The following is a 12,436-nucleotide window of genomic DNA, read 5'->3' as shown; positions in this document are numbered from 1 at the left end:
GATATGGTGCATAGAGATCTAAAACCAGAGAACATCATGGTTCTAGAAAACGATGAGATTAAACTTATCGATTTAGGCGCTGTGCTTGTGAAAGGGTTAGAGGAAATTAAGTCCGATTCAACATTAGAGGATCAACAACCTCTTGGCGCCGCCAACTATATCGCACCCGAATACCTTAATGATGGGRTAGCAACAACACAATCTGATCTCTTTTCAGTTGCTGTGATCTGCTATGAAATGCTGACTGGAGAATTACCTTACAACGAAGTGGATACCCAATCTTTAGCAAAGGCTCGTCATCAGGATTGGCAATATCATTCCTTATTGAAAACTCGAACCCAATTACCAGTATGGTTAGACCTGACGCTTAAAAAAGCCTGCCACCCTAACCCAAAATTTCGTTATCAGGTTTTAAGCGAATTTATTGCAGACTTAACTCACCCTAACGCAAAGCTACAAAAGGAATCAAAACAAAGACCACTGTTACAGCGTAACCCTGTGTTCTTTTGGAAATGCTTCGCGCTGCTGTTAGCTACCGTATCACTCGCGGAATTTTTATTACTTATGAACGCGAACTGATGCTAGATACCAGGGCGCTCATACTTATTATTTACGATTTACGGGGCTTACGAACGCTTAATGATTTTACGGGGTACAAGTTCAATACCGGCTTGATAACGTTTTGCTGATGCATTCAACGCCAAAGCTAATGCACTATCAGCAATAACTTCAAATTGCTGCGGCAGCGAGTTTACTTTTGTAGGAAGGAAATCCAGTAATCGATTATCACCGAACGTCGCAAGTTTTAATGACTGCATCAACTCAGGTTTCTCCAGTAGCACATCCAACACACCTTCAAGCAAAGTATAAGAGGTCGTCACAATCGCATCTGGCACAGTGCCTTGCTTCACCCACTCTTCCAGTACAGTTTTACCGGAATCACGATTAAAGTGTTCGCCGTAGCCCACCATAGATAACTTGTCTTTTGCTTTCATTGCAGATTCAAAGCCCAACTGACGTTCACGAGAAATATTTAGTTCAGGCAGCGCACCGATCAAGCCAACAGTCTCTACGTTCTTCTCGATCAATGATTGGGTCAGCTCAAAAGCAGCACCAAAGTCTTCACTGATCACACACGAAAAATGTTCATCATCTAACGGTCGGTCAATCGCGATTACTGGCGTACCCGACTTCTGCAAGCCAAGGTAAAAGTCGTTAGCATCAGTCATTGCACTTGCGACAAACAAGGCATCGATTCTACGGCTGACTAGTGCCTGTGCGACTTTTTGTTCAGTTTCAGCATCGTCATCAGAACACCCTATTAAGATCTGGTAGCCCGCCTTTCTTGAGTTTTGCTCAAGCAATTTCGCTAATCTGGCATAACTGGTGTTTTCTAGATCCGGGATAATCAAACCAAACGAACGGCTATTACCGGCACGCAATGAAGACGCAGCATGGTCTGGACGATAGTTATGTTCATTAACTACGGCCATTACCTTTTGTTGAGTTTTCTCACTTATACGGTATTTTTGAGCTTTACCGTTAATAACGTAACTTGCTGTTGTTTTTGATACCCCAGCCAGTTTTGCTATTTCATCCAGTGTCATATCGTGTGCCTTCATTTTGTGCGTCGGATCATAGAACGATAGATTCGATCCTTGGTTGAGTTGAATTATACGCTGAATCGATTCAGTATAAAAGCTGAAAGGATTCAGCAAAATCCAAAAAGCGATGTTTATCACTCCATCATTAGAGCTAAGAAAAGCTAAAATGTCTGAGGGCATATCGTATAACTGAGCAGCAACTTCGGTGTTTTCAACAATAAGATCGTTTTGCTGAATTTTTTTAAAATTTTTGCTGAACCGATTCAGCTTAACTTGTTCAGCAACTAAAGTAAGCGAACGGATCGGGACACACAACTGAATTTAAAGCGAAAAGCTAAAGAGGCACCATGCTCAAATTGAACTCGAACGACATTAAAATGCAGAAGTCGGCATCCAATAAAACCGATGCAATTCGCGCCATTGCGCAAGATTTAACAAATAAAGGTTTAGTTGAGCAAGGCTACGTTGAAGGCATGCTAAACCGTGAAGCTCAAAACTCGACGTTCCTTGGTAACGGTATCGCAATACCACATGGCACAACGGACACGCGTGATTTAGTGAAGCAAACGGGTGTTATTGTTCATCACTTCCCTCAAGGTATTGATTGGGCTGACGGCAATAAAGTGTATGTTGCTATCGGTATTGCAGCTAAGTCTGATGAACACTTGGGCATTCTAAAACAACTGACCAAAGTGCTATCTGCCGATGGTGTTGAAGACAAATTGAAACACGCTGTATCTGCACAAGAAATCATTGCCCTACTAAACGGTGAAGTTCAGTTAGAAGCAGACCTAGATGCTTCACTTGTTCAGCTGTTATTCCCAGCAAGCGATATGGTTCAGATGTCTGCTGTAGCAGGTGGTTTACTGAAAAATACTGGCTGCACCGATAGTTCATTTGTCGCTGACGTTGTAACCAAGTCACCTACTCACTTAGGTAAAGGCTTATGGCTACTCGGTAGTGACAAAGGTGTGACTCGCACTGCGGTTTCGTTTGTCACCACGGCCAACCACTGCGAATACGAAAACACACCAGTGAAAGGACTTATTACTTTTGCTGCATGTAATAGCGCACACCAAAACATTCTTTCGAACATCAGTAAGCTGGTCTTCGCTGGTAAACAAGAACAACTCCTAAACACCACTACAGAACAAGCGATTGCCCTACTACGAGGTGAAGATATCGCAGTTGTATCAGCGACTGACGGCGCTGAAAACGAAACCAATAACAACATTGCGGTATTCAAGATTAAGAATGCACACGGCTTACATGCCSGCCCAGGTGCAATGCTTGTCGCTGAAGCGAAGAAATTTGAGTCAGCAATTAAAGTGTCGAACTTAGATGGTGACAAAARATCAGTTAATGCGAAAAGCCTGATGAAAGTTATCGCTTTAGGCGTAAAACATGGCCACCAACTGCAATTTACTGCGGAAGGACAAGATGCCCCTCAAGCTCTTGARGCGATCGGTAAAGCGATCACTTCAGGACTAGGTGAAGGTTAAGGAGTTGGCTATGACACAATCTTTAAAACAAACGAAAGTCGTTACAGTTACGCTCAACCCTGCCCTTGACCTAACAGGCAACTTAGATGCTTTAAATCACGGTTCTGTAAGTCTAGTTAACCAAAGTGCATTTCACGCTGCGGGGAAAGGGGTCAACGTAGCAAAAGTGCTTAGTGAGTTAGGTGCTGATGTGACTGTGACTGGCTTTTTAGGGCAAGACAACCAAGAGTTGTTCTGCCAATTGTTTGAATCAATGGGTGCAACTGACAAGTTCGTACGTGTTGAAGGTTCGACCCGTATCAACGTTAAGTTGGTTGAAACAAGCGGCGAAGTAAGCGACATCAATTTCCCGGGTGTTAAGGTAACTCCTATTGCTATCGAGCAATTCGAACGCACATTATTTGGGCTTGCAGTGGATCATGAATACTTTGTAATCGCAGGTAGTCTGCCACAAGGTATTTCACCAACGTTATGCGCTTCATGGATCAAGAAACTTCATGATATGGGCAAGAAGGTACTGTTCGACAGTAGCCGCGACGCGTTAGCTGCTGGCTTGGATGCTAACCCTTGGCTAATCAAACCCAACGATGAAGAGCTAGCTCAGTTTGTAGGACGTGATCTTCACACCGCAGAACAATGCCGAGCGGCAGCTTCTGAACTCGCTAATAAGGGTATCGACAATATTGTTGTATCTATGGGTGCAGAAGGCGTTATGTGGTTACACCAAAACGAATGGTTGCAAGCTAAACCGCCTCGTATGGAAGTGGTCAGTACCGTAGGTGCTGGGGACACTCTAGTTGCAGGACTTTGCTGGGGACACATGCAGCAACTGCCGAAAAACGATTTACTCTCATTCGCTACTGCCCTATCTGCATTAGCAGTGTCACAGGTAGGTGTAGGGCTAACCAGCCAACAAGAGCTGGACTCAATACAAAATCAAATCCAATTACAATCGCTTAGTGCTCTTACTAACCAGTACGACGCAAGCATTTAGGACAAAGGTTAAACTATGAATATTTCGATCATTACTGCTTGCCCTAGTGGCGTAGCAAACAGCATCATCGCAGCAGGCCTTTTAGAGCAAGCAGCTAAGTCTCTAGCATGGAATGCAAACATTGAATGCCAATCAAGCGTTCTGCCAAATCAACCGCTTACAGAAAACGCGATTGCGATGTCAGACGTTATCGTTATTGCCGCTAATACACCGGTAGATACCGCTCGCTTCATCGGTAAAAAAGTGTACCAAGCAGACATTTCGCAATGCACTTCTGATGCAAAAGCTTTCTTAGAAAATGCAGTGAAAGAAGCTAAAGAGCTCGATGCTTCACAAACAGTAGCTGTAGAGGCAACTCACTCTGATGTATCAGGAGCAAAGAAAGTCGTTGCGATTACCGCTTGTCCTACAGGTGTGGCACATACCTTTATGGCAGCTGAGGCACTGGAAGAAGAAGGCAAACGCCTTGGACACCAGATTAAAGTCGAGACTCGCGGTTCTGTCGGTGCAAAAAACCAACTTACCGATCAAGATATCGCGGAAGCTGACTTAGTCATCATTGCTGCCGATATTGATGTTCCACTAGACCGTTTTAATGGCAAGCTGCTATACAAAACCAATACAGGCCCTGCGCTTAAAAAGACCAAGCAGGAGTTTGAGAAAGCGTTTAACGAAGCAACAACCTATACACATACCGCCAAAGCATCAGATTCATCTTCAACAGACGAGAAGAAAGGTATTTATAAGCACCTAATGACAGGTGTATCACACATGCTTCCTGTTGTAGTTGCTGGTGGTTTGATCATCGCACTTTCTTTTGTATTCGGTATCGAAGCATTTAAAGAAGAAGGGACGTTAGCGGCAGCATTGATGACCATTGGTGGTGGTTCAGCGTTCGCACTAATGATTCCTGTTTTAGCGGGCTTCATTGCCTTTTCTATCGCAGACCGTCCTGGTTTAGCTCCTGGTTTGATCGGYGGTATGCTGGCTAGCTCAACAGGCGCTGGTTTCTTAGGTGGTATAGCTGCAGGTTTCATTGCGGGTTACTCTGCAAAATTCATTGCAGATAAAGTTCAGCTTCCGCAATCAATGGAAGCGTTAAAGCCAATTCTGATCATTCCTTTCATCGCAAGCTTGTTTACTGGATTAGTGATGATCTACATCGTCGGAGGCCCTGTTTCAGGCATCATGACGGCAATGACAGACTTCCTAAACAACATGGGAACATCTAACGCAATTCTACTAGGCGTGATTCTAGGCGCTATGATGTGTTTCGACCTTGGTGGCCCGGTAAACAAAGCTGCATACACTTTCGGTGTTGGTCTATTAGCTTCACAAACTTACGCACCAATGGCTGCAATCATGGCTGCTGGTATGGTTCCAGCGTTAGGTATGGGTTTGGCAACATTCCTAGTGAAAGACAAATTTGAAGCCGGTGAACGTGAAGCAGGTAAAGCATCGTTTGTTCTTGGATTATGCTTCATCTCTGAAGGTGCTATCCCATTTGCAGCGAAAGACCCGATGCGTGTTATTCCAGCTTGTATGGCAGGCGGCGCACTAACTGGTGCTCTATCAATGCTATTCGGTGCTCAACTAATGGCTCCACACGGTGGCTTGTTCGTACTGCTAATTCCTGGTGCTATCTCTCCAGTTCTAATGTATCTAATCGCAATTGCAGCGGGTACAGCTGTAACTGGTTTTGGTTACGCAGCACTTAAAAAAATGAGCGACTCAAAAGTCGCAGCCCAAGCTTAACCCCCGCTTCTACTAATAAGAAGAAGCTGATAAAGCAAAGCTCCTCGATTGAGGAGCTTTTTTCATAGTGACAGGTTGGTCGTAATTTAGCAGTTAGCTGCGTGTTTCAACTCGATTTCGTCCATTGGCTTTCGCTTGATACAAAGCCTCATCAGCCTGCTTCAACAGCATTTCAAACCCTTGTCCCAACGTAGGTGTTGCCGTTGCTACACCAATACTCATGGTCACCACTTGCACACCTTCAACACTGCTATTTGAGAACGAAATCTGCGCAGACAGTAAGTTTTTCTTCACCAGCTCCCCCATAGCAATAGCCTGGTCAAGTGTGGTTTGTCGTAACACCATGACAAACTCTTCACCTCCATAGCGAGCAACCATGCTATCCGCTCGCCCACGGTCTATATCAAGGGATAATATTTTTGCGATACTCTTAAGGCAAGCATCACCCGCTTGATGTCCAAAAGTATCGTTGTACCGCTTGAAATCATCAACATCGAACAAAAGTAGCGAGATAGGATACCCTTCTTGCTGAGCAGATTTCCATTCGTGGCTAAGCTTGGCATCAAATGTTCTCCGGTTTGGGATTTCAGTTAAGCCATCGATAGAAGCCAGGTCCTGCAACTTAAGGTTACTTCCCTCAAGGTCAAGCTGTACTTGTTTGAGCTTTTCTTCTGTTCGTACTCTCTCGACAATTTGGCTTTGGAGATCAGAGTTAACCTTCATCAAGCTCTCCGTTCTCTCGGCGACTTTACTTTCTAAAGTGTGCTGATATTGAGTCATGGATTGAATCGCTTTAGAACGATTTCTAACCATAATCAAAGACAACGCCGCCGCCAGAAAAGCCGTAAGACACAAACTTCCCCAAATCGCATTTCGAGAGATAACAAACGAATTCATCGCTTCAGAAACATCAATTTCCGTAGCAATTCCGATATCCAACTCTTCATTCCAGCTCCAAGCACCCAACACCATAACGCCACGGTAATCTCGGTAGCCCTCGATGTTATACCCCGGCTTTCTTTCAAAAGCTTTTTTAACCGAATAAGTAAAACCCATAAGCTCCATTGCTTTACTCGGTTTCACCCCAGTGGTTAAGTCCACCTCGGGATCTAACAATTGAATATTAAGGCTAGAGCCTTCTCTATTTCTAATTAAGCCTAAAGACAAAAGTTGATCTTCAAAACGGCTTTCTGTCAGCATGACCCCTTGCTTATCAAAGGTGTAGGTTTCGCCTGTATTACCAATCCGGCCTAAACGCATCAAGTTACTGAAGCTGTTTACTGAATCGATGCGTATCGCGAGAATCGCAATAATTGAATTATCAGTTCCCCGTATTGGAGAAGCGGCGAACATAGTCGGCGGTAGCGTTCGCATATGATTATCACGACTTTTGAGGGGGACATCAGACAAAATTGGAGGGACGATCAAAACCTCACCAGAGGACACTCGTTCAAATAGATCCATACGCTGCTGGGCAATCAAGCTGTACTCACCAATATTAGAATCTCGCATTGAACTCATGTTTATGGCATCTAGACTCACAATGAAAAAGCCTTGATAGCCAAAAGCGATAACCTCTGGATTAATCAACTCACGAATTTCTTTTTGGTATTGTTCAAATTCGTAAACATCTTTGGTATTCAAAATTTTCTGAGTTAGCTCAACAATATCGTGACGCGCTGCGATCGTTTCTACTTTAGCTCTATGGTTATGCGACCATAGAACCAAGGCCTCATCAATGGTGTTAATCACTGCATTTAATGACTTACCGATAGAAAGACGGTGTTCTCGCTCGATAATAGTGAGCCCTTGGACACCGATGGCGATGACAACTAGAAAGAACAGTAATACCAGTACTGGCTCACGAAATTTCCCCATGAATTCCCCTAAAACTGTATGTCCTTACTTAACCTTAGAAGTAATGCGGCACTCTGCCAGTAAAACAGTTGATAATTAAAGAAAATATGGTTTTTTATTAAGTTCGGTAGGTAAGTTTGATGTGAWTGGTAATCGTAAGCACTGGAATTAGACAAGCGCCTGTTTTCGTCTAACAAGCACTTAAGATTAGTGGCGGTACGTAACCTTTATGTACAGGAAATTAGCTAGACAATTTTTCTTCAAAAACGCCCAGTTCGCGACCAAGCCAAATTGCACGCTCGGTATGATCTAGTGTTTCTTCACCACCAGTCACTGGGTGAATAAGAACAGACATATCACCACGAGCTTCATCTAGCCATTCGATCAAATTCTTATCATTATCAGAGAAATGCATTTCGAACATTGGCATTTTATGAGGTCCTACAAGCTTTTGAACAAGCGGGAATGTTTGTAGTACATCTTTACGTTCGGTCATAACACGTTGGCGTAATGCTTCAGCTGGTTCTACATTTCTTAAAGCAAAATACACGTGGGCATGGTACATCTGACTATCCTTTTGAATTGTTATTGTGCCTAGTGTAACGCTTCTATAAGGAAACACGAATGCTTTCTGGTTAAGACTCAAAACAATTGAAAACTATTCGAATTTATTTCTTTATGAAGTATTGTTCATTTTGAAACGCATCAAAGTACTCTTGATATTTACCGCTTTCACGGAATGCTTTTAAGCTAGCATTGAACTCTTTCACGAGCTGTTCACTACCTTCAAGGCTTCTCGGAAATAGAACATAGCTATAGTTGTTCAGAACAGGAGTTGGATGATGGGTAACTTGGTCTTGCTTTTCAGCAAGTTGAGTCTTTAAGGTTGAATAACCAACGTTTAATTCTTGAATATAGAGATCGGTACGCCCTTTCAAAAGCTTACGAAAGTTCAATTCGGGCGAATGCTCTCGTACCATTGTTAGTTTTTTATCTACAAGCAGTTGATCGAACTCTGCACCATAACTGTATTTTAGATCTCCACCTATGGTGTATGCCCATAACTGGTCAAGTTTCTGCCAGTCAAAAGGCTTATCTTTTAAGTGAAAAAAGACAAACTGTTCGTTAAGAATAGGGTCGCTATAAATATAGTCGGCTTCCCGTTCTTCTTTATGCATCCACACAGCCGTCAGATCAATATTACCTTTAACACCGTTGCTATAAACCCGCTTCCAAGGGAAAAATAGCACATCAGATTGGTAACCCGCATCCTTCAAAATATCGACAACTAAATGGGTGATAAAACCATTTTCAGTAATGCTTTCTGATATGTAAGGGGGCCATTCCCCTACCCCAATTTTTAACGTTTTAGATTGGGATTGAACACTAAACATCAAACACGACAAGAGGCCAAGCAATAAGAAAGGTCGAGAAAGAACATTCACTACCATGTGGCTTATGTTCAAATACTTCTTATGGTTCACGTCGAACTTTCTCCCCTTTGCGCCTGTTATATATGTTCAAACTACCGACGTTACGTTGACGTTGGTATTATGTTTTTAATCACTGAGATTATGTGACATTTTATTATCATATTTATCAGTATAGGTAATTAAAAACTTTCTTATGTAGCGACATTGAGCAGTGAYTACGCATCAATAATGAAAAACTTACTCATCACCAGCAAAAACTGTTCGATTACGCCCACTACGCTTGGCTTCATATAAGCACTGGTCGGCCTTTCTAAAATAGTGATCGTTATCGTTTATTTGGGCATAATTAGCAGAGTGGCTAACCCCAATAGATACGGTCACAGACAGCAACCCCGCCGCGGTTTGGTAACGGTTACTGCTCACCAAGGTCAACACGTTATGAATACGTTGCTGGATTTGTTCATCTTCTTTGAGCAACAGCAAAAACTCTTCGCCGCCCCAGCGAATAAACAGCTCTTCATCGTTAACGAATTCTTGGATGCGCTTTGCGGTTTCGATGAGTACTTCATCGCCGACATCATGGCCGTAGGTATCATTCACTTTCTTGAAGAAATCCAAATCAAGTAAAACGACTCGATAGTCACTGTCGGTATTCAACGAGCCACCAGTTTCTAATTGCTGGTGATAATAACGACGATTGTGCAACTTGGTTAATTGGTCAACATTCGACAGCGTTTCTAACTCCTGATTTTTCGAATGCGTTGCTTTTGCTTTCCTTAACACGATGATTAACGCGATAACTGCAACCACGATCCAAATACACGCCAGTTGTAAACGCAGCCTTTCTTTACTCAGTTCTAATTGTGCGACCTGCTTTTCAATATCAAGCAGTTCTTTTTCTTGCTGGATCTGCTCGGTATCAAACGCTYGTTCTAAATCGTAAACCTTTGTCAGTAGCTGTTGTTTGTATTCTTGGTGAAACTGCCGATACATCTCTAACGCAGATTGTGGTTCGCCTAACTCTTCATATATCTTGGCTTTATGCTTGAAGGCTCTGATCTGCCAACGATCATGTTTGATGGATTTAAAGGTAGAAATACTTTCATCGACCCACGCTAATGCTTCTTCTGCATAGCCAAGCTCTAACATCGCTTTTGATCTAAGCAGTTGGCATTGCCCAAATTCCAGCGGGTAGTTTCTCGCCTCTGGTAGGTCTATACACATGAGCGTTGATTGACTCGCTTCCACGAACTTCTCAAGCAACAACGACATTTCGGCGTCGCCCTTAAATTTTATAATTGATCGACGCACAGACGCAGTAGCAGCATCAAAATATTCAAGAGATTCGGTGTACGCTTGCAGCGACTCTTCTTTCATTTCAAGTCGGTTATAGACAAAAGCTTCATTGAGTAAAATTGTTTGTAATGTATAGCGATCAAGAGTATCGGCTTTCAGCTCCAATTCTCGTGCTTTTTCTAGATACTCTAACGCTTTATGCCACTTCTCTATATGTAGGTAGAGCAGCGCTAAATTATTGTGGATAGTACTACTATAATGGATATCATTCAGTCGCTTAGCCGCTTTAATCCCAAGGCGGAAGTAATGCTGTGCCTCTATAAGCTGGTTAGAAGCATTATTGATATAACCTGCCACGTTATAAGCTCGTGGAAGGAGGTATTCGACGTTATTTTGCTTAGCCATCTCAATGGCTTTAACGATCAATGATTCACCTTGTTCAAGCTTTCCACTACGAGTTTGGGCTATGGAGTCGTCTATCATCAACGTTGTTTTAAGCCAGCCGAACTGGGATTTATACGCTAAGTCGTGAAGTCGAAGGCCTAATTCTTTCTCCTCTGCTGTCTCTCTTTTTTTGTGAGCAATGGTACGCAGGGTAAGTAATCGGTAACTGTTTTCAAGTGGGGAAAGGTTAAGGCCAGATTGCGATTCAAATTCCGCAAGTTTAAGTGAAGCCAACTCAATATTCGTCTTCGACAATGCTCTGATTTTTATCAGCGCTCTGCCAGATTCTGACTGGGATAAGTCTTGTTCTGGATGATAAGACGGAGCTTGTATAACCCCGCTGTTTGAGTCATTTGACTTTCCATCAAGTAGGTCAGTACCAAGCAGCAAAATGCCTAGCGTCACCGCCAGCAATACAGCAAGCCCGACGGCTAATGTCGGCAATACTATACTTCTCTTCATGCTCTTTTAGCTCTCCACCTTGGTACTGGCGGCGATGTTACTATGTGACTAAAGCTCAAACAATCAAAACCACTAGCTAATTTCGCACCATAAACCGAGCAAATGATAAGCGCCAACTTTCATCAATTAACAGTATAAGTGTTAACTCATGAGTTACAGTTCTAAAACTCACAAAGCCAGTGCCTCTGGTATTTAAAACAATTTCTATAGACACTATTTGTTAAGCACTCACATCGTTCGGAAACTCGTTGAGAAACCGGATTCACACGACTACAGAAAAGTTATAGAACTATAGAGAGCAAGCTATTGAGCAGCACATGTAGATGACATTTTATTCGTCTCCTTTGGGATAAGACCACCAGCATTGTGCTTTCGAATAACAATCATCAAGTGAAGTAATAAAAGGATGCCAGTTACGCCAAGGCCAATACCAATACCACCCCAGATACCAGCTAGTTCAAACTCTGGCATTAGGTACCAAGCAGCAGGCAAGCCAAATACCCAGTAACCAATCGCTGTCATTACCGTAGGCATCGACACAATCTTCATACCACGTAACAAGTTAATCGCCAGTAACTGCCAAGCATCCACGATGAAACATAATGCTACAACCCAAATCACAGACGCCAGTAAAGATGACATGCCGGGCGACCCTTCTTCTAAATTAAATAAGCTCGCGATAGCCTCTGGCCAAATAATGAAAATAGCTGATAAGGCCACACTCAAAATACTGACTAAATAAAAGCTTTGTAWTGAGGTACGTTTAATCCCCTCAAAATTTTGCGAACCATAATCTCGCCCAACTAAAATTGCTGCAGCTTGCGAAAAGCCAAAGTTGAAATTCCATGTAAAACTTAAACACTGTAATAGAATTTGATGTAGCGCCAGAGACGCTATACTTATCGTCCCTGCCATTAAAGTGCCACCATAAATCAACCCATGCTCTAGCAGCGCCGCTACAGCGATTGGTAACCCCATAAGCAATAATGGATTCATCAATTTAAACGAATATTCTTTAGTGTTTAGCCAAGGAGAAAACGGCTTAAATTCATCTAGTCTGAACACCCATACTGTGTAACCTACCATCAC

General features: G+C 42.8%; 10 protein-coding genes. 4 read left to right on the top strand and 6 right to left on the bottom strand.

Going from position 1 to position 12,436, the window contains the following annotated elements; genetic code table 11:
- Positions 1-579 (top strand): serine/threonine protein kinase (locus L4C33_RS14425; RefSeq protein ID WP_428813122.1); only part of this gene is annotated, 579 nt, incomplete at its 5' end.
- A gap of 47 nt (positions 580-626) precedes the next feature.
- Here the strand turns inward: L4C33_RS14425 and cra are convergent.
- Positions 627-1,784, bottom strand: coding sequence for a catabolite repressor/activator (cra, locus tag L4C33_RS14420; RefSeq protein WP_428813121.1), 1,158 nt, complete (start codon positions 1,782-1,784; stop codon positions 627-629).
- Between the two features lie 167 nt (positions 1,785-1,951).
- Between cra and fruB the strand changes: the two genes are divergently transcribed.
- Genes fruB through fruA form a run of 3 tightly spaced genes read left to right on the top strand, consistent with a single transcriptional unit; the run spans position 1,952 to position 5,855 of the window.
- Entirely contained in the window at positions 1,952-3,106 is a 1,155-nt protein-coding gene (fruB, locus tag L4C33_RS14415) for a fused PTS fructose transporter subunit IIA/HPr protein (RefSeq protein ID WP_428813120.1), read from the top strand.
- Between the two features lie 10 nt (positions 3,107-3,116).
- Positions 3,117-4,100: a 1-phosphofructokinase gene (gene pfkB, locus L4C33_RS14410; protein ID WP_428813119.1), complete on the top strand. Its 984-nt coding sequence runs from the start codon at positions 3,117-3,119 to the stop codon at positions 4,098-4,100.
- A gap of 15 nt (positions 4,101-4,115) precedes the next feature.
- Positions 4,116-5,855, top strand: a complete 1,740-nt coding sequence (gene fruA, locus L4C33_RS14405; protein WP_428813118.1) for a PTS fructose transporter subunit IIBC — start codon at positions 4,116-4,118, stop codon at positions 5,853-5,855.
- A 93-nt stretch (positions 5,856-5,948) separates the two neighbouring features.
- On the opposite strand, the gene L4C33_RS14400 is transcribed toward fruA, so the two are convergent.
- The 5 genes from L4C33_RS14400 to L4C33_RS14380 form a co-directional block, all read right to left on the bottom strand.
- Positions 5,949-7,733, bottom strand: a complete 1,785-nt coding sequence (locus L4C33_RS14400) for a sensor domain-containing diguanylate cyclase (protein ID WP_428813117.1) — start codon at positions 7,731-7,733, stop codon at positions 5,949-5,951.
- 220 nt (positions 7,734-7,953) lie between these two features.
- Positions 7,954-8,277 (bottom strand): DOPA 4,5-dioxygenase family protein, encoded by a 324-nt coding sequence (locus L4C33_RS14395; protein ID WP_428813116.1) that lies wholly within the window; start codon positions 8,275-8,277, stop codon positions 7,954-7,956.
- A 103-nt stretch (positions 8,278-8,380) separates the two neighbouring features.
- Positions 8,381-9,196 carry a substrate-binding periplasmic protein gene (locus L4C33_RS14390; RefSeq protein ID WP_428813115.1) on the bottom strand — a complete coding sequence of 272 codons (816 nt, stop codon included), beginning with the start codon at positions 9,194-9,196 and terminating at the stop codon, positions 8,381-8,383.
- 186 nt (positions 9,197-9,382) lie between these two features.
- Positions 9,383-11,347 carry a diguanylate cyclase gene (locus tag L4C33_RS14385; protein ID WP_428813114.1) on the bottom strand — a complete coding sequence of 655 codons (1,965 nt, stop codon included), beginning with the start codon at positions 11,345-11,347 and terminating at the stop codon, positions 9,383-9,385.
- Between the two features lie 303 nt (positions 11,348-11,650).
- Positions 11,651-12,436 (bottom strand): MATE family efflux transporter (locus tag L4C33_RS14380; protein WP_428813113.1); only part of this gene is annotated, 786 nt, incomplete at its 5' end.

This window comes from Vibrio makurazakiensis (genome assembly GCF_050337375.1).
GTDB classification, from domain to species: domain Bacteria; phylum Pseudomonadota; class Gammaproteobacteria; order Enterobacterales; family Vibrionaceae; genus Vibrio; species Vibrio makurazakiensis.
The sequence above is the reverse complement of the archived record's forward strand: the minus strand, read 5'-3'. Positions and strand labels throughout refer to the sequence as shown.

Bases quoted from the DNA above. Each gene is read 5' to 3' on its own strand.
- L4C33_RS14400 (WP_428813117.1), bottom strand. From the start codon at position 7,733: ATGGGGAAATTTCGTGAGCCAGTACTGGTATTACTGTTCTTTCTAGTT.
- cra (WP_428813121.1), bottom strand. From the start codon at position 1,784: ATGCCCTCAGACATTTTAGCTTTTCTTAGCTCTAATGATGGAGTGATA.
- L4C33_RS14395 (WP_428813116.1), bottom strand. From the start codon at position 8,277: ATGTACCATGCCCACGTGTATTTTGCTTTAAGAAATGTAGAACCAGCT.
- pfkB (WP_428813119.1), top strand. From the start codon at position 3,117: ATGACACAATCTTTAAAACAAACGAAAGTCGTTACAGTTACGCTCAAC.